20 protein-coding genes and 1 pseudogene are annotated in these 21,415 nt (G+C 60.2%); 12 read left to right on the plus strand and 9 right to left on the minus strand.

All coding sequences use genetic code 11. From position 1 onward, the window contains the following. The first annotated feature begins 178 nt into the window (after positions 1 to 178). Both ACZ89R_RS25820 and ACZ89R_RS25825 read left to right on the plus strand, forming a co-directional pair. The gene (locus ACZ89R_RS25820; RefSeq protein WP_429547678.1) at positions 179 to 1,513 is read left to right on the plus strand and encodes a dicarboxylate/amino acid:cation symporter; all 1,335 of its coding nucleotides are present in this window, start codon (positions 179 to 181) and stop codon (positions 1,511 to 1,513) included. 145 nt (positions 1,514 to 1,658) lie between these two features. Further along, on the plus strand, positions 1,659 to 2,840 hold the full coding sequence (locus ACZ89R_RS25825; protein ID WP_429547677.1) for a CaiB/BaiF CoA transferase family protein: 1,182 nt from the start codon (positions 1,659 to 1,661) through the stop codon (positions 2,838 to 2,840). 137 nt (positions 2,841 to 2,977) lie between these two features. Here ACZ89R_RS25825 and ACZ89R_RS25830 read toward each other — a convergent pair whose 3' ends face one another. Then, a complete protein-coding gene (locus ACZ89R_RS25830) occupies positions 2,978 to 3,472 on the minus strand; it encodes a SprT family zinc-dependent metalloprotease (protein WP_008074985.1) in 495 nt (164 codons plus the stop codon). Positions 3,473 to 3,665: 193 nt separating this feature from the next. Then, a complete protein-coding gene (locus tag ACZ89R_RS25835) occupies positions 3,666 to 4,268 on the minus strand; it encodes a Yip1 family protein (protein WP_030131100.1) in 603 nt (200 codons plus the stop codon). A 430-nt stretch (positions 4,269 to 4,698) separates the two neighbouring features. On the opposite strand from ACZ89R_RS25835, the gene ttcA reads away from it, so the two are divergent. Then, positions 4,699 to 5,523 carry a tRNA 2-thiocytidine(32) synthetase TtcA gene (gene ttcA / locus ACZ89R_RS25840; protein WP_123720620.1) on the plus strand — a complete coding sequence of 275 codons (825 nt, stop codon included), beginning with the start codon at positions 4,699 to 4,701 and terminating at the stop codon, positions 5,521 to 5,523. Between the two features lie 131 nt (positions 5,524 to 5,654). Beyond that, entirely contained in the window at positions 5,655 to 6,329 is a 675-nt protein-coding gene (locus ACZ89R_RS25845) for a DNA-3-methyladenine glycosylase I (RefSeq protein WP_063342855.1), read from the plus strand. 91 nt (positions 6,330 to 6,420) lie between these two features. Here ACZ89R_RS25845 and ACZ89R_RS25850 read toward each other — a convergent pair whose 3' ends face one another. From ACZ89R_RS25850 to arsC, 3 genes are read right to left on the minus strand one after another with little or no spacing between them, the layout of a single operon-like run. Then, entirely contained in the window at positions 6,421 to 6,846 is a 426-nt protein-coding gene (locus tag ACZ89R_RS25850) for a DUF2069 domain-containing protein (RefSeq protein WP_429547676.1), read from the minus strand. Between the two features lies 1 nt (position 6,847). Further along, positions 6,848 to 7,444, minus strand: a complete 597-nt coding sequence (gene wrbA / locus ACZ89R_RS25855; RefSeq protein WP_008011647.1) for an NAD(P)H:quinone oxidoreductase — start codon at positions 7,442 to 7,444, stop codon at positions 6,848 to 6,850. After that, positions 7,441 to 7,794 (minus strand): arsenate reductase (glutaredoxin), encoded by a 354-nt coding sequence (gene arsC, locus ACZ89R_RS25860; RefSeq protein ID WP_429547675.1) that lies wholly within the window; start codon positions 7,792 to 7,794, stop codon positions 7,441 to 7,443. Before arsC ends, wrbA begins: the two co-directional genes overlap by 4 nt. Positions 7,795 to 7,908: 114 nt before the next feature. Here arsC and ACZ89R_RS25865 point away from each other — a divergent pair, with 114 nt between their 5' ends. Next, complete coding sequence (locus ACZ89R_RS25865; protein ID WP_218394127.1) at positions 7,909 to 8,376, plus strand: TlpA family protein disulfide reductase; 468 nt, start codon at positions 7,909 to 7,911, stop codon at positions 8,374 to 8,376. Between the two features lie 120 nt (positions 8,377 to 8,496). On the opposite strand, the gene ACZ89R_RS25870 is transcribed toward ACZ89R_RS25865, so the two are convergent. Both ACZ89R_RS25870 and ACZ89R_RS25875 read right to left on the minus strand, forming a co-directional pair. Further along, positions 8,497 to 8,901 (minus strand): META domain-containing protein, encoded by a 405-nt coding sequence (locus ACZ89R_RS25870; RefSeq protein WP_008074973.1) that lies wholly within the window; start codon positions 8,899 to 8,901, stop codon positions 8,497 to 8,499. Beyond that, positions 8,901 to 9,335 (minus strand): hypothetical protein, encoded by a 435-nt coding sequence (locus ACZ89R_RS25875; protein ID WP_007899088.1) that lies wholly within the window; start codon positions 9,333 to 9,335, stop codon positions 8,901 to 8,903. The genes ACZ89R_RS25870 and ACZ89R_RS25875 overlap by 1 nt, the downstream gene beginning before the upstream one ends. Positions 9,336 to 9,469: 134 nt before the next feature. On the opposite strand from ACZ89R_RS25875, the gene ACZ89R_RS25880 reads away from it, so the two are divergent. Further along, positions 9,470 to 9,856: a hypothetical protein gene (locus ACZ89R_RS25880; RefSeq protein WP_429547674.1), complete on the plus strand. Its 387-nt coding sequence runs from the start codon at positions 9,470 to 9,472 to the stop codon at positions 9,854 to 9,856. Positions 9,857 to 9,861: 5 nt separating this feature from the next. Here the strand turns inward: ACZ89R_RS25880 and ACZ89R_RS25885 are convergent, their stop codons facing one another. Further along, a complete protein-coding gene (locus ACZ89R_RS25885) occupies positions 9,862 to 10,851 on the minus strand; it encodes a 2-hydroxyacid dehydrogenase (RefSeq protein WP_429547673.1) in 990 nt (329 codons plus the stop codon). A 105-nt stretch (positions 10,852 to 10,956) separates the two neighbouring features. Next, positions 10,957 to 13,707: a response regulator gene (locus tag ACZ89R_RS25890; RefSeq protein ID WP_192345644.1), complete on the minus strand. Its 2,751-nt coding sequence runs from the start codon at positions 13,705 to 13,707 to the stop codon at positions 10,957 to 10,959. 215 nt (positions 13,708 to 13,922) lie between these two features. Here ACZ89R_RS25890 and ACZ89R_RS25895 point away from each other — a divergent pair, with 215 nt between their 5' ends. The 6 genes and pseudogenes from ACZ89R_RS25895 (at position 13,923) to relA (ending at position 21,339) form a co-directional block, all read left to right on the plus strand. Beyond that, positions 13,923 to 14,645: a response regulator transcription factor gene (locus tag ACZ89R_RS25895; protein ID WP_192345645.1), complete on the plus strand. Its 723-nt coding sequence runs from the start codon at positions 13,923 to 13,925 to the stop codon at positions 14,643 to 14,645. Next, positions 14,632 to 16,062: a histidine kinase sensor domain-containing protein gene (locus ACZ89R_RS25900; protein ID WP_429547672.1), complete on the plus strand. Its 1,431-nt coding sequence runs from the start codon at positions 14,632 to 14,634 to the stop codon at positions 16,060 to 16,062. Before ACZ89R_RS25895 ends, ACZ89R_RS25900 begins: the two co-directional genes overlap by 14 nt. Positions 16,063 to 16,244: 182 nt before the next feature. Next, positions 16,245 to 16,561 (plus strand): annotated as a pseudogene (locus ACZ89R_RS25905) (DUF1016 N-terminal domain-containing protein); the annotation flags it as partial. A 151-nt stretch (positions 16,562 to 16,712) separates the two neighbouring features. Then, positions 16,713 to 17,615 carry a cysteine synthase CysM gene (cysM, locus tag ACZ89R_RS25910; RefSeq protein WP_007899067.1) on the plus strand — a complete coding sequence of 301 codons (903 nt, stop codon included), beginning with the start codon at positions 16,713 to 16,715 and terminating at the stop codon, positions 17,613 to 17,615. After that, a complete protein-coding gene (gene rlmD / locus ACZ89R_RS25915; RefSeq protein ID WP_429547671.1) occupies positions 17,615 to 18,967 on the plus strand; it encodes a 23S rRNA (uracil(1939)-C(5))-methyltransferase RlmD in 1,353 nt (450 codons plus the stop codon). Before cysM ends, rlmD begins: the two co-directional genes overlap by 1 nt. Positions 18,968 to 19,095: 128 nt before the next feature. Next, positions 19,096 to 21,339 carry a GTP diphosphokinase gene (gene relA / locus ACZ89R_RS25920; protein ID WP_429547670.1) on the plus strand — a complete coding sequence of 748 codons (2,244 nt, stop codon included), beginning with the start codon at positions 19,096 to 19,098 and terminating at the stop codon, positions 21,337 to 21,339. Positions 21,340 to 21,415: the final 76 nt, after the last annotated feature.

Genomic DNA, 21,415 nt, shown 5'->3' on the forward strand with positions numbered 1-21,415 from the left:
TGTCACAAGGCTGGCGGGGTTTTTTTCGAAGGTGGCACGGCGCTTGCGATACAAGCCGCAGAGGTCTGCCGGCGTGCAGCTCGACAAAACAAATCCCTCCAGTGCAGGAGGGTTCGCAATTGAGGTGTCAGGGGCAACAGATGGATGTTGTTACTGAGGCACTCTTGAGGAACTTACAATGACGACTCGTCAGCCACTGTATAAATCCCTGTACTTCCAGGTGATCGTTGCCATCGCTATCGGCATCCTGCTCGGTCACTTCTACCCGCAGACCGGTGTAGCCCTCAAGCCGCTGGGTGACGGGTTCATCAAACTGATCAAAATGGTCATCGCGCCAATCATCTTCTGTACCGTCGTCAGTGGTATCGCCGGCATGCAGAACATGAAGTCGGTCGGCAAGACCGGCGGCTATGCGCTGCTGTACTTCGAAATCGTCTCCACCATTGCCTTGCTGATCGGTCTGGTCGTGGTCAACGTCGTGCAACCGGGCGCCGGCATGCACATCGACGTGACGACCCTGGACACCAGCAAAATCGCTGGCTTCATCTCGGCCGGTAAAGACCAGAGCATCATTGCTTTCGTCCTCAACGTGATCCCGAACACCATCGTCGGCGCCTTCGCCAACGGCGACATCCTGCAAGTGCTGATGTTCTCGGTGATCTTCGGTTTCGCCCTGCATCGCCTGGGTGCCTACGGCAAACCGGTGCTGGACTTCATCGATCGCTTTGCTCACGTGATGTTCAACATCATCAACATGATCATGAAGCTCGCTCCAGTCGGCGCGTTCGGTGCGATGGCCTTCACCATCGGTGCCTACGGTGTCGGTTCGCTGGTGCAACTCGGTCAGCTGATGATCTGCTTCTACATCACCTGCATCCTGTTCGTGGTTCTGGTTCTGGGCGCCATCTGCCGCGCGCACGGTTTCAGCGTTATCAAACTGATTCGCTACATCCGTGAAGAACTGCTGATCGTGCTGGGCACTTCCTCTTCGGAATCCGCGCTGCCACGCATGCTGATCAAGATGGAACGCCTGGGTGCGCAGAAATCGGTTGTGGGTCTGGTGATCCCGACTGGCTACTCGTTCAACCTCGACGGTACGTCGATCTACCTGACCATGGCGGCTGTGTTCATCGCTCAGGCGACTGATACCCCGATGGACCTGACTCACCAGATCACCTTGCTGCTGGTGCTGCTGTTGTCCTCCAAAGGTGCGGCGGGTGTGACCGGTAGTGGCTTCATCGTGCTGGCAGCCACTCTGTCGGCCGTGGGTACTCTGCCGGTGGCCGGCCTGGCGTTGATCCTCGGTATCGACCGCTTCATGTCTGAAGCCCGTGCGCTGACCAACCTTGTGGGTAACGCCGTGGCCACCCTCGTGGTCGCCAAGTGGGTCAACGAGCTGGATGAAGACAAGCTGCAAGTCGAGCTGGCTTCCGGCGGTCGCGGTATCTCCGACGAGCGTGAAGTAGACGACCTGGGTGTGGCTGAAGGCCCAACCCCAGCCAGCGTCAAGTAAGTACTCTGGCTGCATGAAAAACCCGCTTCGGCGGGTTTTTTCTTACCTGCGATTTGAGCACAACGGTCACCGCCGCTGACACATAAGGTGATTGCTGCAATGTCCTCGGCTGCCTAGGCTTGGGGGATTGCACTGGAGAACACTTATGCTCGGTCCACTGGCATCACTCAAGGTTCTGGATTTCTCGACACTGCTGCCGGGGCCGTTCGCCTCGTTGCTGCTGGCAGACATGGGCGCCGAGGTGCTGCGCATCGAATCGCCGACCCGCATGGACCTGCTGCGGGTGCTGCCGCCGCATGATCAAGGCGTCTCGGCCAGCCACGCCTACCTCAATCGCAACAAGCGCAGCCTGGCGCTGGACCTCAAGCAGCCCGAGGCGCTGGAGGTGATCAAGCAATTGCTGCAGGACCACGACATCGTGCTGGAGCAGTTTCGTCCCGGCGTGATGGACCGGCTCGGTTTGGGGTATGAAGCCTTGAAAGCGATCAACCCGAAGCTGATTTATGTGTCGATCACCGGTTATGGCCAGACCGGCCCCTACAAGGATCGCGCCGGCCACGACATCAACTACCTGGCGCTGGCGGGGCTTTCGAGCTACACCGGTCGCGCCGACAGCGGCCCGGTGCCGTTGGGCATGCAGGTGGCGGATGTCGCGGGCGGCTCGCTGCATGGGGTGATCGGCCTGTTGGCGGCGGTGATCGCGCGACAGCAGACCGGGCAGGGGCAGTATCTGGATGTGAGCATGACCGACAGCGCCTTCAGCCTGAATGCCATGGCCGGTGCCGGGTACCTGGCCTGTGGCGTGGAGCCGGGCAGGGAAGATCAGATGCTCAATGGTGGCAGCTTCTACGATTACTACCGCTCGCGCGATGGACGCTGGTTGTCGGTGGGCAGTCTGGAGCCGGTGTTCATGCAGCAACTCTGCGCGGCGCTGGGCCGGCCGGAACTGGCGGCCCAAGGGCTGTCACCCGAACCGGCCCGGCAACAGGCGCTCAAGGAGGTGTTGAAAGTTGAATTCGAAAAATACGACTTTGCCCAGTTGTGTGAGCTGTTCGCCGGGGTCGATGCGTGCGTCGAGCCGGTATTAAGCCTGGGCGAAGCGGTGCGGCATCCGCAGTTGAAAGCGCGGGAATTGGTGACGGAGGTGCCGAGGGGCGATGGAACGACTCAGGCGCAGATGGCTTGCCCGTTGAAGTTTTCAGCAGGGCTGCCTGAGCCGCGGCATATCGGGGCGGGGCTGGGTGAGCATACCGATCAGGTGTTGGGGGAGTTGGGGTTCAGTGTTGAACGGATCGAGAAATTGCGGCGTGCCAGGGTGGTTGTGTAGCGCCTGATCAGGCGCCATCGCGAGCAGGCTCGCTCCCACAGGGGATTTGTTGTGAACACATTATTTGTGAAGGCCGCAGATCAAATGTGGGAGCGAGCCTGCTCGCGATGGCGTCGGCACGCATACCACAAATCCCGCTACTCAACCCGCATCTCGCCACTGAACACCAATGTGCTCCTGCACCGCCGACACAAATACCGCCGCCCCTGTCTCACCAAACCATGTCGCTGCGCCGAAAACGGGAAATCGCTGTCGGGGCACGGGCATTTGTAGATGTAGCGGGTCACGCTACGGCGTTTGACGTCGTAGGTGTGGCAGCGGTTGGGCGGCAGTTCGTAAACACCGCGCATGATCAGTTGCCACTCTTCGCCATGAGGCTGGATGCGGTCGCCGAACAGTTGATGGGCGATCAGGTGCGCGACTTCATGCGCCACGGTCTGCTTGAGAAAGTCTTCGGTGTTTTCCCGGTACAGCTGCGGATTGAAACGCAGCAGGTTCTCGTGCAAATGCGCGACACCGGCTTTTTGCCCGCGCAGCTTGAGGCTCACCACGGGGCGTTTGAAAGGTCGTTTGAAAAAGGATTCGGCTTGTTGAAAACAGTCTTCGACGCGGGTATTGAGTTGCTCGGGCATGCTTGATGGATCTCCAGAGACGTCGAGTATGCCGCAACCTTCGGGGCTTGCGAATCGTCGAGGCGCCGAATGGTCGTCACCGCTTCCTATCGTCGAGCCCTCTATCCCGGAGCTCTTTATGCTGAGCATTAGAAGGCCGCCTTGCGGCGGCCTTGTATTGGCAGATCTTGATTGTTATGTGGGCGGTCGGTTGTCAGTTGGTATAGACGGGACCCACGCCCAGGCCCCAGACAATCACGGTGAACGCCATGATGGCTACCAGTACCACCAGTCCTACGGCGAGCACCGAGCTTGAAAACAGGAATCCCTCGTCCGACGGAATGTTCATGAAGGTTGGCAGGCCCACATACAGCAGGTACACCGTGTAGCAGATGGCGGCGGTGCCGACGATCATTCCCAGCCACATGTGTGGGTACAACGCCGCCAGACCGCCGATAAATAGCGGTGTCGCGGTGTAGGTCGCAAATGCAACGCAGCGTGCCAGACTCGGGTTGGCGTCATAGGTGCGAGCCATCCAGTGGATGAACGCGCCCATCACCGCGACACCGCCGAGCATCGCCAGGTACGACATGATGGTCATCCACAGCGCGCTTTCCATGGTCAGCATCACCGGCGCCCGATTACCAATGACCCAGCCGACCTGCGTGGTGCCGATAAACGCCGACACGGCAGGGATCGCCGCCAGAATCAGGGTGTGCGTGAGGTACATGTGGCTGATGCTTTCCTCCTGGTCGCCACGGATTTCTTTCCATTCCTGGTCAGGGTGGGTGAAGAGCCCCACTACGTGATGGATCATGCCAGTCACTCCTCTTGTTGTTGCCATCGCCCCCCAGCGGAGCGCTTACGGGCCAAAGTGGCCAGGTAAGTACAGGTCTGAATATGTGTGCGACCTTATGCCGCAGTATAGAAAGGAGTTACTGGCAATAGTGCGAGAGGCTTAGAGCAAATCGCGCTGTAAACACTATTATTAATCGCGCAAATGCATTGGGAAGTTGATTTTCGCAGTGCTGAATTGGCTGAAAGTCCTGGATATGGTCCCGGGATCTTGTAGGAGCTGCCGAAGGCTGCGATCTTTTGATCTTGATCTTGATCTTGCTGAAATAGCCAATCAAAAGATCGCAGCCTTCGGCAGCTCCTACGGGGATTGCTATACGCCGGGCTCTTCGCCCTTGAAGGGTTTTTGCGTAAAATGCCGGCCTTTCGTCACACCTCACGGATTTCGCGTCATGGGCACTCTTACGGTCAACCAGAACAAACTGCAAAAGCGCCTTCGCCGCCAGGCGGGTGAGGCTGTCGCCGATTTCAACATGATTGAAGACGGCGACAAGGTCATGGTCTGCCTGTCCGGTGGCAAGGACAGCTACACCATGCTTGACGTGCTGATGCATTTGCAGAAGGTCGCCCCGATCAAGTTCGAGATCGTGGCCGTGAACATGGACCAGAAGCAGCCAGGCTTTCCCGAGCACGTGCTGCCGGCTTACCTCAAGGAACTGGGCATCGAGTACCACATCGTCGAGAAAGACACCTATTCGGTGGTCAAGGAGCTGATCCCGGAAGGCAAGACCACCTGCTCGCTGTGCTCGCGCCTGCGTCGCGGCACGCTCTACACCTTTGCCGATGAAATCGGCGCGACCAAAATGGCCCTCGGTCACCACCGTGACGACATCGTCGAGACGTTCTTCCTCAACATGTTCTTCAACGGTTCGCTCAAGGCCATGCCGCCGAAGCTGCGCGCCGATGACGGGCGCAACGTGGTGATCCGCCCGCTGGCTTACTGCAACGAAAAGGACATTCAGGCTTACTCGGACTTCAAGCAATTCCCGATCATCCCTTGCAACCTCTGCGGCTCCCAGGAAAACCTGCAACGCCAGGTGGTTAAAGAGATGCTGCAGGAGTGGGAACGCAAGACCCCGGGCCGTACCGAAAGCATTTTCCGCAGCTTGCAGAACGTGATCCCGTCGCAACTGGCGGACCGCAACCTGTTCGATTTCACCAACCTCAAGATTGACGAAACCGCCGCTTCGCGCTTCGTCAACGTTGTAAACCTCTAAACACAATCACTGTGGGAGCCAGCCTGCTGGCGATAGCGGTGGGTCAGACACATCATTGTTGACTGACCCTCCGCTATCGCCAGCAGGCTGGCTCCCACATGAGTCTATTCACTTACTCATCAGGAAAGGGCATGCGCGATTACAAGTGGCTGCACGAATACTGCTTGAACCGCTTCGGTTCGGCGGCTGAACTGGAAGCCCATCTGCCCGTTCCCAAGACCCCGGCGCAATTGCGCAAGATCAGCGACGACCGCTACCTCTCGACCATGGCGCTGCGGGTATTCCGCGCCGGGCTCAAGCACAGCCTGGTGGACGCCAAGTGGCCGGCGTTCGAAGAAGTGTTCTTCAAGTTCGACCCGGAAAAAGTCGTGCTGATGAGCGCCGAACACCTGGAACGCCTGATGCAGGACGCGCGGATCATCCGCCACCTGGGCAAGCTCAAGAGCGTGCCGCGCAATGCACAGTTCATTCTGGACGTGGCCCATGAGAAGGGCAGTTTTGGCGCGTTGATCGCCGAATGGCCGGTGACCGATATTGTCGGCTTGTGGACCTACCTGAAAAAACACGGGCATCAGTTGGGCGGGTTATCGGCACCGAGATTCTTGCGCATGGTCGGCAAGGACACGTTCGTGCCGAGCTATGACGTGGTGGCAGCGCTGAGTGCGCAGAAGATCGTCGACAAGGTGCCAACCAGCCTGCGGGACATGGCCACGGTGCAGAATGCGTTCAACCAGTGGCACGAAGAGAGCGGTGGGCGGCCGATGAGCCAGATTTCGATGATGCTGGCTTACACAGTGAATCATTGAGACCGAGTCGCGGCCTTCGCGGGCAAGCCTCGCTCCTACGGGGAATGGTGGTGCCCTTGTAGGAGCGAGGCTTGCCCGCGAAGGCGTCAGTTCAGGCGACGCTGGTCTCGCCTTCACCCGCCAACTTGCGGTTCAACTGAAACCGCCACCGCACATACAGCATTGCCGAGCAGAACACCGCCAGGCTCGCGCCCATCTCCAGTAAACCGAACAGCTGGCGGTTCGGGTCATACGCGGCCAATGCGCCCTTCATGAAATACAGGTTCACCACAAAACACATCCACGAATGCCCGCGGGCGCTGCCAACGATCATCCCCGGCGCCAGCAACAATAGTGGCACCAGTTCGATCAGCAGAATCACCCACGGCCGCGCGCCATGCAGGTCGGCGAATACCAGATAGTAGGCGCAGAGCAGTCCCACCAGGCCGAAAAAGCACAGCAGGCTGATGATACGCATCGCCCGTACTCGCGGTTCGAGCCATTCGATGGAAGGCAGAATCTTCGGCTTTTTGGCCATTTCAGCTCACCAACTTTTGCGCAGTCTTCGCCAACCGCAGGCCCAAGGCGCGGCACAGCGCAACTTCGTGTTCATTCAAACCGCTTTTGCCATCGGCCCCGGCGTGATGGCTGGCGCCATAAGGCGTGCCGCCACCGCGGGTTTCCAGCAGCGCCGACTCGCTGTAAGGCAGGCCGGTGATCAGCATGCCGTGGTGCAGCAATGGCAACATCATCGACAGCAGCGTGGTTTCCTGGCCGCCGTGCAGGCTCGCGGTGGAGGTGAAGACCCCGGCCGGTTTGCCTACCAGGGCGCCGGTCAGCCACAGATTGCTGGTGCCATCGAGAAAGTATTTCAACGGTGCGGCCATGTTGCCGAACCGGGTCGGGCTGCCGAGGGCCAGGCCGGCGCAGTTTTTCAGGTCGTCGAGGCTGGCGTACAGCGCGCCTTCATCGGGAATATCCGGTGACACGGCTTCGCATTCGGTGGAGATCGCCGGCACGGTGCGCAGGCGCGCTTCCATACCGGACTGCTCGACACCCCGGGCAATCTGCCGGGCCATTTCATTGGTCGAGCCGCTGCGGCTGTAATACAGCACCAGAATGTACGGGGCACTCACGGCAGCAACTCCAGCACATTTTCCGGCGGACGGCCGATGATGGCTTTGTCGCCGACTTCGAGAATCGGCCGCTCCATGAGTTTCGGGTGCGCGGCGATAGCAGCGATCAATTGCGCCTCGCCGAGGGTGCTGTCGGCCAGGTTGAGGGTTTTGTACTCGTCCTCGCCGGTGCGCAGCAATTGCCGGGCGCTGATACCAATCTTGCTCAGCAGGCTCTGGATTTGCGCGGCATCCAGCGGGGTTTCCAGGTAGCGGACCACGGTCGGGGCCAGGCCACGGGCTTCAAGCAGTTCGAGCGCACCGCGGGATTTCGAGCAGCGCGGGTTGTGATAAAGCGTCAGATCGGTCATGTGCGGGTCGCATCTTGCGTAAGGTGGCGGCTATTCTAACTGGGCGGCGCGTAATCCAGAACCTTGGGAGGCGATGGGTCGCAGGTGCATTCCATTTTTGACAAGGATCGAGACATGACAAGGCGACTGGCAGCGGCATTGGCGATCATGGGGGCGTTATTGTTGGGGGGCTGCGGCAACGACTATGGCACCGACCAAAATGGCCATAAAGTTGCCGCCGAACGTCTGGACAAACAATGGCTGGTGCTCAATTACTGGGCCGAATGGTGTGGCCCGTGCCGTACCGAGATTCCCGAGTTGAACGTGCTGGCCGAGCAGCTCAAGGGCAAGAAGATTGGGGTGTTCGGGGTCAACTTCGACAATGTGCAGGGCGAAGAGCTGAAAAGTGCCAGCGAGAAACTGGGGATCGCCTTCACCGTGCTGGCCCAGGACCCGGCCGACCTTTTCGAATTACCGCGCAGTGAAGCGTTGCCGGTGACTTACATCATCGATGACAAGGGCAAGGTGCGGGAACAGTTGATGGGCGAGCAGACGGCGGCGGGGGTGATGGCGAGGCTTGAGGCGTTGCAGGCTAAAAATTGAGTTGTTGTTGAGAAAAAGATCGCAGCCTCGCCAAGGCTCGACAGCTCCTACAAGATGTTCGGCAATCCATGTAGGAGCTGTCGAGCCTTGGCGAGGCTGCGATCTTTTCGGGGCTGATGATCAACCCTCTTCAAGCCACCAACGCAACGGTTTGCCTTGCGCCGGCCAGAAGCGCATCTGGTCGATCGGTGAAACGTCCCAGCGCTGGACGTTTTCCAGTGCCTGCAGGAAGCGTTTTTCCTGCTCCATCAACGCTGGCGCACACATTTTGCGGGTGCTGCCGATCTTGCCGAAGCTCAGCTTGTCGCCTTGCAGGGTATACGGCGCGAACCAGTGATTGCAGCCGCCATTACCGTAGGCCCGACCATCTTCATCGAGGGTGATGGTCAGATGGCTGTAGTCCATCAGCGGACGCTCGCCGATCCATTCCAGAATGTAGCTGCGGTTGTGTTGCAGTTGCACCGGTTCGGCGGCACAGCCCAACAGGCTGGCGCCGGCCATGGCGGTCAGAGCAAGGCGTTTCATCACGCAGGCTCCTGGCACTTCTTGCACAGGTGCTTATCGGCAACGGTGGCCCAGCCCAGCTCGGCAATCCGTGCAGTGGCCGCCGGTTTTTCCGCCTTGTTGCCCAGTTTGGCGTCGACCGCGAACTCAAAGCTCAGCTCTTTGGCGCAGCTGTCGCAGTTGACTTTCCAGGTGTGGATCGCCAATTCGCCGAACACCGGACCACTGGCCACCGCGACCCATTGGCCCGGCGGGTTGATCAGATGGCGAACCGTTTCGACGGTCAGGCGCATGGACAAGTCCTTGCTGCCTTTAAGGGTCACTACCAACACGTCGTTATTACGAATCGAGCCGCCGTTGCCGGTGACTTGATAACGCCCCGGCACAAGGGCGCGGCATTCGGTGAGGGTGTGTTGCGGGTTCATCAGGCTGTAGCGGAAATCGTGTTCGACCATGGGTCCTCCAAATATGCGCGATATGCTAGCACGGGCATGAACTCAGCATGGCGCGGGCATGTAACCTTCGATCTGGTTCAAATGACCTGCCGAGTCATGGCACAATGCCGCTTTTGCATCTCTAAGGAATGGAAATGGCGTTGATCGAATGTTTTGAGTGCAAGCAACGCATCAGCTCCACGGCGCCTGCTTGTATCCATTGCGGTGCACCTGCTGTAGCAGAAGCGGCTACATCGACGGCAACGCAGGCGCCTCTTTCTTTCGGGCGTTTACCGGCCAATGAGAACGTACCCAGGGTGACCCCGGCCGCTTTCGGGCGCAAACGTAAAGCTGAAGTCGAGGCCGAGATCCCGGCGCCGGCACCCGGCGGGCCGCGTCCGGTGGAACTCTGGCTGAAACTGATGATTTTCTTACTGCCGCCGTTTTTTGTCTGGTTCCTGCTGCGTCGCGGGCATTCGCTGGGGCAGCGCTTGCTGGGCTTCGGCTGGCTGGCCCTGATGATCCTTTTGTCCAAGGCCTGAGCCGATCAGCTCTCGACCTGATTCTGTGGCGAACCGGCCGCCCAGGCCGCGATGTTCTGCAGGGTGGTTGCGGCAATCGCGCCCAGGGCTTCGCGCGTGAGGAAGGCTTGGTGCGCGGTGATGATTACATTTGGAAAGGTCAGCAGGCGCGCCAGCACATCGTCCTGCAGCGGCAAGTCGGAGCGATCCTCGAAGAACAGCTGCGCCTCCTCTTCATAAACATCCAGCCCCAGATAGCCCAATTGGCCGTCCTTCAACGCGTCGATCAGCGCCGGGGTGTCCACCAGACCGCCACGCCCGGTATTGATCAACATCGTGCCGGGCTGCATGTGCGCCAGTGATTCACTGTTGATCAAGTGTTTGCTCTGTTCGTTGAGCGGGCAATGCAGGCTGATGATCTGCGACTCGGCCAGCAATTGCGGCAAGCTGAGGTAGCGCGCGCCGAGCGCTTCGACCTGTGGGTTCGGGTAAGGATCACAGGCCAGCAACCGGCAGCCGAAGCCGTTCATGATTTTCGCGAAGGTCGCGCCGATCTGACCGGTGCCGACCACGCCGACGGTTTTGCCCACGAGGTCGAAACCGGTCAGCCCGTGCAAGCTGAAATCGCCCTCGCGGGTACGGTTGTAGGCACGGTTCAGTCGGCGGTTGAGCGCCAGAACCAGCGCCACCGCGTGTTCGGCCACTGCGTGAGGCGAGTAGGCCGGAACCCGCACAATCGCCAACCCCAGACGCTTCGCTACCGCCAGATCGACATGGTTGTAACCGGCCGAGCGCAGGGCGATCAGGTGTGTGCCACCCGCGGCCAGGCGTTCGAGTACCGGAGCACTGAGGTCATCATTGATGAAGGCACAAACCACTTCGTGATGCTCCGCCAGCGCCGCCGTGTCGAGGCTCAGTCGTGCTGGCTGGAAATACAGCTCGATGCCGGCGGGCAGGTCTGCGCTCAGAAAACTGTCGCGGTCGTAGGTCTGGCTGCTGAAAAGAATCGTGCGCATGCTGTCCTCCTGGAGTTTGCCTGTAGCAGCTGGCGAAGCCTGCGTTCGGCAGTTGCTACAGGCCTTGAGCTTAGCTTTCAAGGCGCCCAGCGTTATTGCGCTGCATCAGGCATTGATACGCGCATGGGCCGCCAGGCGATTGATGGCTCGTTCGAGTTCTTCCAGCGCGCCGGGGGCTTTCGGGTCCTGTTGCTTGAGCAGGGTTTCACTGCGCTGGCAGGCGGCGCGCAATTGCGGGACGCCGCAATAACGTGTCGCCCCATGCAGGCGATGGACTCGCTCAATCAGCGCGTTCTGGTCATTGGCTTCACGAGCGACGCGGATGGCCTCGCGGTCGGCCTCCAGGGAGGCCAGCAGCATTGCCAGCATGTCCGCCGCCAGATCGGCCTTGCCCGCCGCCAAGCGTAGGCCTTCGTCGTGATCAAGCACCTGCAAGTCATTATCGTTGTTGCTTTCGCTGGAGCGCTCCGGCCCCAGATTGCGCAACGCCAGGCCGGTCCATTTCAACACCACCTGCGCCAGTTGCCGTTCGCTGATGGGTTTGGTCAGGTAGTCATCCATGCCGCTTTGCAGCAATGCGCGTTTTTCGTTGGCCATCGCGTGGGCCGTGAGGGCGACGATCGGCAGTGGTGTGCAATGCCGTTCGCTTTCCCACTGACGAATGGCTTCGGTGCTTTGGCGGCCATCCATGCCGGGCATCTGCACGTCCATCAGCACCAGGTCAAAGGTCTCGTTCTGTACGGCCTTGACCGCGGCGTAACCGCTTTCCACCGCGAGCACCTTGGCGCCCATGTCTTCGAGCAGGGTTTGCACCAGCAGCAGATTGGCCGGGTTGTCATCGACGCAAAGGACCTTCGGTGCGCGACTCGAAAGCGGCTCGCCGGGGTCGCTGCGCTGCTGGCGAGGGTTGACCATATCGGACAGGGCCCGACGCAGTTTGCGCGTGCAGGCCGGTTTGGACTGCAACTGACTGTGGGGGTTGGGCACCGAGAGGTGGAACAGCGTCAGTTCGGTGGTCGGGCACAACACCAACACTCGGCAGCCCAGGTGTTCGAGGTCCCAGATATGCTGGTTGAGGCGCTCCGGCGGCATGTCGTTGCTGGTGATACCGAGCACTGCCAGGCCGATGGCCTGATCGGTCTGATGGGCACCGGTCACGCCATTGGCCAGGCTTTCGAGGGTGTTGAACGGCGTGACTGCCAGGCCGCAGTCTTCCAGTTGATGCTGCAAGGCCTGACGGGCCAGCTCATGGTTTTCCAGAACCGCCACCCGCTGTCCGAGCAAGGGTGGGCCGGGCAGGTCCTCGGCGTCGTCGCGGGCTTTGGGCAAGCTCAGGCTGATCCAGAATTCCGAGCCTTCGCCCGGTGTGCTGTCGACGCCGATCTCGCCGCCCATTTGTTCAATCAGGCGTTTGGAAATCACCAGTCCCAGGCCGGTGCCGCCAGGTTGTCGGGACAGCGAGTTATCGGCCTGGCTGAAGGCCTGGAACAAGGCGCGCACGTCCTGGTTCGACAGACCAATGCCGGTGTCCTGAATGCTGATGCGCAGTTGCACGCTGTCTTCATACTCTTCTTCGAGCATGGCCCGGGCGACGATGGTGCCTTCGCGGGTGAACTTGATCGCGTTGCTCACAAGGTTGGTGAGGATCTGCTTGAGTCGCAGCGGATCGCCCACCAGCGACAATGGCGTATCGCGATAAACCAGGCTCACCAGCTCAAGCTCTTTGGCGTGGGCAGCCGGGGCAAGGATGTTCAAGGTGTCTTGCAGCAGGTCGCGCAGGTTGAACGGAATATGGTCGAGCACCAGTTTGCCGGCCTCGATTTTCGAGAAGTCGAGAATCTCGTTGATGATCCCCAGCAGGCTGTCCGCGGATTTTTCGATGGTGCCCAGGTAATCGAGCTGGCGCGGGGTCAATTCACTTTTTTGCAGCAAATGGGTGAAGCCGAGAATGCCGTTGAGCGGCGTGCGGATTTCATGGCTCATGTTGGCCAGGAACTCGGACTTGATCCGGCTCGCCTCCAGGGCTTCCTTGCGCGCAAGGTCCAGCTCGATGTTCTGGATCTCGATGGTTTCCAGGTTCTGACGCACGTCTTCGGTAGCTTGGTCGACGCTGTTTTGCAATTCTTCCTGAGCGTTCTGCAGGGTTCCGGCCATTCGGTTGATGCCGGACGCCAGTTCATCCAGCTCCTGGCTGCCGAGGGGCGGCAGGCGGGTTTCCAGGTGACCGTCCTTGAGCTGTGCCACGGCTTGTTTGATCTGGCTCAATGGCCGGTTGATGGTCCGCCCCATGCGCAACGCCAACAGCGCCGCACCGACCAGGCCACCGCCGATCAGCAGCAGGCTGGCGAACAGACTGCGGTAACCGCGCAGCAACATGCCACTGTGCGACAGCTCGAGTTCGACCCAGCCCAGCAGACGGTCGGCTTCATCGGGGATCAGGTCGCCGGCCAGGTTGCGGTGCTTGCCGAACACTGGCAGCAGGTAACGCGTGGCGTCATTGCCACTGCGGCGCAGCAGCTGTGAACCGTTGCCCAAAGGCGCCGAATTGAGCATGGTCGGGCCGGCATGGGCCAGCTGAGTGCGGTCGGGGGCGAGGAAAGTCACCGCGCGCACGTCGGTTTGTTCCAGGAACTGGGTGGCGATGCGTTCCAGCAGGTCGTTGTCTTTGCGACCCATGGCCGGGGCCACCAGCGGTGCCAGCTGTTCGGCAATCATTTCGCCGCGCTGCATGAGTTGCGATTGCAGGTCCGATTGCTGCATCCAGGTGAAATAGCCGCCCAGAACCAGCGCCATCAGGGTGGTCGGTAACAGGGTCAGCAACAGCACGCGGCCTTTAATTCCCAGTTTCTTGAGCACGCATCTCTCCCGCATCCAGCTGTTTATTGACCTGCACATGCGTCCGGCACGCGCCACTTGCGCAGTGTAGCGATTTGCATGCAGGCAATCCTCGTAAAATTGATGTCGTCATTCGTCGGCCAGTTCCGCGCTTTGGTCTTGGGGAGCAAACCATGGGTTGCCCCTGGCGAGGCGATCTTGAATAATCGGCAACTGAGAATTATTTGCAGATACTCATGACTCCCATCTCCGTCGTTCCCCCCCGCGTCCTCTCCATCGAAGACGATCTGGTGCTCGGTGCTTATGTCCATGAGCATCTGGGGCGCTGTGGATTTCAGGTGACCTGGTGTCAGAACGGCCAGGAAGGGTTGGCCATTGCGCGCCGGCAAGCCTTCGATGTGGTGTTGATGGATATTCTGTTGCCGGGGCTGGATGGCCTGGCGGTGCTGACCCAACTGCGCCAGAGCCACTCCACGCCAGTGGTGCTGATGTCGGCGCTGGGGGCGGAGGCGGATCGCATCAGTGGCTTTCGCCTCGGCGCCGACGATTACCTGCCCAAACCTTTCAGCATGGCCGAGCTGCGGGTACGCATCGAGGCGATCCTGCGGCGGGTGGCGCTCGATCGGCGGCCAGCGCCGGCATCGATTGCCCCTGCGATGGACAACCTGCATTTCGACGATGAACGCTGCGAGGTCTTTTTGGGCGAACACGCGGCCGGCCTGACTCGCAGCGAATATCGGTTGCTGGATACATTGAATCGCAACGGTGATGAAGTACTGAGCAAGGCGTTCCTTTATCAGCAGGTACTGCAGCGCGGTTATGCGCCCCATGACCGCAGCCTCGACATGCACATCAGCCAGATTCGCCGCAAGCTCAAGGCCATCGGTTACACCGAGCGTGAAGTGCGTACTGTCTGGGGCAAGGGGTATGTATTGAGTGCGGCCGATGAAATGGTCTGACGTGCCGGGCAAGCATTCACTGTTCTGGAAACTGGCTTGCCTGTTAGTAGCGTTCTGTCTGCTGATGATCTGGTTGAGCTGGTCCTGGGGCCGCTACATGGAAAAGAAAAACCTGTTCCTGTCCGACGAGGCCCGGGGCACCCTGACGCGCTACGCCGCCGAGGCGGAGCGGGCGTGGAACGAACAGCAGAGTGCAGGCATTGATGCCTGGTTGCAGCGTGTCGGCGAGCGCGAGTCGACTTGGGTCGGTGTCATCGGTGGCGACTTGCAATCCCTGAGCAACTACCCGCTGACCCATCAGGAAATCCAGCGCCTGACCTTTTTGCGCGGTCTGGATTGGCCGGTGAGTCGGCGCCACCAGGGCCGGCCGTGGCTGAAGATCCCGTTTCCCAATGACCCGTCTGCCGGCGGCCTGGTGATCGAGTTGCCTCAGCGTTTTATGCCCGGACGCTACCGGATGTTTTGGCGGGTGATCACCAATGGGGTGATTCCCGGGCTGTTCACGCTGCTGCTGTGCGTGGGGCTGTATCGATTGCTGGTCGTCCCACTGAACAGCCTGCGCGAGCAGGCCAACGCCTGGCGCGCCGACCAACTGACTGTGCGTTTATCGAGTCGCACCACCAACCGCATGGATGAATTGGGTGAACTGGGCAGGGCCTTCGATCATATGGCCGAGCGCCTGCAAAGCACGGTGGCTCTGCAACAACAATTGCTGCGTGACCTGTCTCACGAATTGCGTACGCCACTGAGCCGACTGCGGGTCGCCAGCGAAAGCGAGCAAGACCTGGGGCAATTGCGCGAACGCATTGGCCGGGAAGTCGACGGCATGCAACGTCTGGTCGAGGACGCCCTGCAACTCGCCTGGCTCGACACCGAGCGCGCGCCGTTACCCGATGAAGCGATCCAGGTCCAGGCCTTGTGGGAAATGCTCACGGAAAACGCCTGCTATGAAAGTGGCTGGCCGGCGGGTCAGTTGCACTGTGCCGTGGATGCATCCTGCTGGGTGCGCGGCCATCTCAATACGCTGGCCCAAGCGCTGGAAAACATACTGCGCAACGCCATTCGTCATTCACCTGCGGGAGGTGTCGTGACGCTCGCTGGTCGGCGCGATGGCGACTTCTGGCACCTGTGGCTAGAGGACGAGGGTGGTGGAGTGGCGGACGAGGATCTTGAACGGATCTTCTCGCCGTTCATCCGGCTTGATGGATCGCGACCGGGGGATGGTGGATTCGGGTTGGGGTTGAGCATTGCGAGGAATGCGGTGCTGCGGCAGGGTGGGCATCTATGGGCGGAAAACAGCGGGGCAGGGTTGCGGTTGAATATGCGGTTATTGGCGGATGATGACGGTGTTAGTGATGACGCCATCGCGGGCAAGCCCGCTCCCTCCGTTGATGTGTGTCTGCCACACATTGTGTGATCAACCTCGACTCCTGTGGGAGCGAGCCTGCTCGCGATGCGGCTCTTCCAGCCACCGCCGTTCAGCTTTTGCCGGAGCGTTCCCGTTTATTTGTACGACCTTTCCTAAAGGGGATTGCCGACACCTTATGCCTGATTCGACGGAATAGACTCGCGTTTTTCCTCGTCCTCAAGGAGTTCGGCATGAATGCATCCAGCGTCCCCGACAACGCAACCGACGACCGTTTCAATGAAGTGCTTGCGTTGATTCAAAGTGCCAAACAGCAAGCCATGCAGGCGGTGAATACCCAGCTGATTGAGCTGTATTGGCAGGTGGGTGGCCTATATCAGTCGCAAGCTGGAAAAGGCCGAATGGGGCGATTCGGTGGTCAGCCAACTGGCCGAGCATCTGGCCCAGACTCGGGTTACGTGGTTTTACTCGCCCCAATCTGTTCCGCATGCGTCAGTTCTACGAGACTTACCGGGGTGACGAGAAAGTCTCACCACTGGTGCGACAATTGTGAGTTCTATGCATTGAATGTCGCGCAAGGCGAAGAGTACTGATCCAGCCCCTTATTCCCATTAGCCATAAGCCCCTCACTTTGCGTGATATGGCCTGCGCCCGTTTGCCGGTATGATAGGCGCCCCCGCAGTCTGGATTGCGAATACGCCATGACCTTGCAGTACCCAACCATCGCCGATTGCGTCGGCAACACTCCGCTGGTCCGTTTGCAGCGCCTGCCTGGCGCCACCAGCAATACCCTTTTGCTCAAGCTCGAAGGGAATAACCCGGCGGGTTCGGTCAAGGACCGTCCGGCGCTGTCGATGATCACCCGCGCCGAGTTGCGCGGGCAGATCCACGCCGGCGATACGCTGATCGAAGCAACCTCGGGCAATACCGGGATTGCCTTGGCCATGGCTGCGGCGATCAAGGGTTACAAGATGATCCTGATCATGCCGGACAACTCCAGCGCCGAGCGTAAAGCCGCCATGACGGCTTATGGCGCCGAGCTGATTCTGGTCAGCCAGGAAGAAGGCATGGAAGGCGCTCGCGACCTCGCCCAGCGAATGGAAGCCGAAGGCCGTGGCAAGGTGCTGGATCAGTTCGCCAACGGTGACAATCCTGAAGCGCACTACACCACCACCGGTCCGGAAATCTGGCGTCAGACCGAAGGCACCATTACTCATTTCGTCAGCTCGATGGGCACCACCGGCACCATCATGGGCGTTTCACGCTACTTGAAAGAACAGAACGACAACGTGCAGATCATCGGGCTGCAACCGATGGAAGGCTCGGCGATTCCGGGCATCCGTCGCTGGCCGCAGGAATACCTGCCGAAGATCTACCAGGCCGAGCGCGTGGACCGGATCGTCGACATGGCACAAAGCGAAGCCGAAGACGTGACCCGTCGTCTGGCACGCGAAGAAGGCATCTTTTGCGGTGTGTCTTCGGGCGGTGCCGTGGCGGCGATGCTGCGCCTGTCCAAAGAAGTTGAAAACGCGGTGATCGTCGCGATCATCTGCGACCGTGGCGACCGTTACTTGTCGACCGGCATTTTCGACGCGCCCAACTGATGGCCAGGCAAGAGAGAGGCCTGCGCTTCCAGCCCACGGGCGGCAGCAAGGCCCCGCAAATCCCGACCGGCAAAAAGCAGCGCTTGACGATTGAGCGCCTGGCCAATGACGGTCGCGGTATCGCGTTTTTCGAAGGTCGCACCTGGTTCGTCATCGGCGCATTGGCCGGTGAAGACGTCGAGGCGCGGGTCTTGGGTGCCCACGGCAAAGTGGTCGAGGCGCGCACCGAGCGCGTGTTCCAGGCCAGTGAATTGCGCCGCCCGGCACCGTGCGCTCATGCCGCTCGCTGCGGCGGTTGCAGCGTGCAGCATTTGCCCCACAACGAACAGCTCGCCCTGAAACAGCGCATGCTCGCCGAGCAATTGTCGCGGGTTGCCGGTGTCGAACCTGAAGAGTGGGCAGCGCCGTTGAGCGGTCCGGAATTCGGCTACCGTCGTCGCGCCCGAGTGGCGGTGCGTTGGGACATGAAAGCGAAAAAACTCGAAGTCGGCTTCCGTGCTGCCGGCAGTCAGGACATCGTCGCCATCAACGAATGTCCGGTGCTGGTACAGCCCTTGCAACCGATCATGACCCGCTTGCCGGAGATGCTGCGGCGCTTGAGCAAACCTCAGGCGCTGGGGCATGTGGAGTTGTTCAGCGGTTCGTCATTGGCGGTATTGCTGCGGCACATGGCGCCGTTGTCCGAAGCCGACATGACCATCCTCAAGGACTTCTGCGCGTTCCATGAAGCCCAGTTGTGGCTGCATGGTGACGGCGAGCCGCAACCGGTCGAGGCCGATCAGTCGCTGGGCTATCGCCTTGAGCAGTGGGACTTGAACCTGGCGTATCGGCCGGGAGATTTCATTCAGGTCAACGCCGGGGTCAACGAAGCGATGGTGGCCCAGGCGTTGGCGTGGTTGGCACCGAAATCTGATGAGCGGGTTCTGGATCTGTTTTGTGGGTTGGGCAACTTTGCCTTGCCGCTGGCCAAAGCGGTTCGTGAAGTGGTGGCGGTGGAGGGGGTGCAGGCGATGGTCGAGCGTGCCGCCGCGAATGCTGTCAGCAATAATCTGCATAACGCGAAGTTTTTTCAGACCGATTTATCCCAGCCTTTGGCCGATGCCGAATGGGCCGATGAAGGCTTTTGTGCGGTACTCTTGGACCCACCTCGCGACGGTGCTTTTGAGGTGGTGCGCAAGCTGGCGTCTTTGGGCGCCAAACGATTGGTGTATGTGTCGTGCAACCCTGCAACGCTGGCGCGCGACACAGTCGAATTGATCAAGCAGGGCTACCGGTTAAAACGTGCCGGGATTCTCGATATGTTTCCTCAGACGGCACATGTCGAGGCCATGGCGTTATTTGAAGCGAGCTAGGACGGCTCGTCTGGTCCGACTGACCCGCTCGTGCAAAGCGCATTCGTCTTAGCCCCGCGAGTGCACACGGGCAGCGAAGGTCAGCGATTTGACGCATTGAATCTGCGTCGTAGGGAAGGTAAAGCAAGATGGTACAGGTGAGAGCACACCAGCCGATCAATACTGACGGCAGTATCAACCTCGAGGCTTGGCTCGATCATGCGGTCAGTGTCGATCTGGCACTGGATCGCGAAGCCTTGAAGGAAGCCTGCGAGTTCGCTCGCGAGGCCGAACAACAAGCCAATGCGGCGAAGAATCTGTGGTCCGAAGGGACCTCGAGTTTCCGTACGGGCCTTGAGATCGCCGAGATTCTCGCCGACCTCAAACTCGATCAGGATTCGTTGGTCGCGGCAGTCTTGTACCGCGGCGTGCGCGAAGGCCAGATCCAGTTGCCGGCGGTCAGCCAGCGCTTCGGTCCGGTGGTCGCCAAACTCATCGACGGCGTGTTGCGCATGGCGGCGATCAGCGCCAGCCTGAGCCCCCGTCAATCCCTGGTGCTGGGTACTCAGGGCCAGGTCGAGAACCTGCGCAAAATGCTCGTGGCCATGGTCGACGACGTGCGCGTCGCGCTGATCAAACTGGCTGAACGCACCTGCGCGATCCGCGCGGTGAAAACCGCCGACAACGAGAAGCGCAACCGCGTAGCCCGTGAAGTGTTCGACATTTACGCGCCGCTCGCCCACCGCCTCGGTATCGGTCACATCAAGTGGGAGCTGGAGGACTTGTCCTTCCGCTATCTTGAGCCTGACCAGTACAAGCAGATCGCCAAGTTGCTCCACGAGCGACGGCTGGATCGCGAGCGCTTTATCGCTGACGTGATGACCCAACTCAAAGACGAGTTGCAGGCCACCGGCGTCGATGCGGACATCAGCGGTCGGGCCAAACATATCTATTCAATCTGGCGCAAAATGCAGCGCAAGGGGCTGGAGTTCAGCCAGATCTACGACGTGCGCGCGGTTCGCGTGCTGGTGCCGGAAATGCGCGACTGCTACACAGCGCTCGGCATCGTCCACACCCTGTGGCGGCATATCCCGAAAGAGTTCGACGACTACATCGCCAACCCGAAGGAGAATGGCTACCGCTCGCTGCACACTGCGGTGATCGGCCCTGAAGGCAAAGTGCTGGAAGTGCAGATCCGCACCCATGCCATGCACGAAGAAGCCGAGTTGGGGGTTTGCGCGCACTGGAAGTACAAGGGCACCGACGTCAAGTCCGGCTCGAACCACTATGAAGAGAAAATCTCCTGGCTGCGTCAGGTGCTCGAGTGGCACGAAGAGCTGGGTGATATTGGTGGCCTTGCCGAACAACTGCGGGTCGATATCGAGCCGGACCGGGTCTATATCTTCACCCCGGACGGTCACGCCATCGACTTGCCGAAGGGCGCGACACCGCTGGACTTCGCCTACCGCGTACACACCGAAATCGGTCACAACTGCCGCGGCGCCAAGATCAACGGGCGGATCGTACCGCTCAACTACAGCCTGCAAACCGGTGAACAGGTCGAGATCATCACCAGCAAGCACGGCACGCCGAGCCGCGACTGGCTGAACCCGAACCTGGGTTACATCACCACCTCGCGGGCGCGGGCGAAGATCGTTCACTGGTTCAAATTGCAGGCCCGCGATCAGAACGTCGCGGCCGGTAAAACCTTGCTCGAGCGCGAACTCAATCGCCTCGGCCTGCCGCAAGTGGACTTCGACAAGCTGGCCGAGAAGGCCAACATGAAGACCGCCGAGGACATGTTCGCTGCATTGGGCGCAGGCGATTTGCGCCTGGCGCAATTGGTGAATCTGGCGCAGCAACTGGTCGAGCCGGAACGCGGCAACGAACAGCTGGAACTGATCCCGCGCAAAGCCACCGGCTACAAACCGGGCAAGCGTGGCGACATTCAGATCCAGGGCGTCGGCAACCTGATGACCCAGATGGCCGGCTGCTGCCAGCCGCTGCCGGGGGATGCGATCGTCGGTTACATCACCCAAGGCCGTGGCGTGAGCATTCACCGTCAGGACTGCGCCTCGGTGCTGCAACTGGCCGGGCGTGAGCCGGAGCGGATCATCCAGGTCAGCTGGGGCCCGGTGCCGGTGCTCACCTATCCGGTGGACATCATCATTCGCGCCTACGACCGTTCCGGTCTGCTGCGTGATGTGTCGCAGGTGCTGCTCAATGAGCGGATCAATGTGCTGGCGGTCAACACCCGTTCGAACAAAGAGGACAACACGGCGTTGATGTCCCTGACCATCGAGATTCCGGGGCTGGATGCGCTGGGGCGGTTGCTGGGGCGGATTTCCCAGTTGCCGAACATCATCGAAACCCGCCGTAACCGCACGCCCTAAGCGGTGATCGGTCTCCCGTGTAGGAGCTGCCGAAGGCTGCGATCTTTTGATCTTGATCTTGAACATCAAAAGATCG

The sequence above is a fragment of the Pseudomonas sp. TE3728 genome, assembly GCF_056279145.1.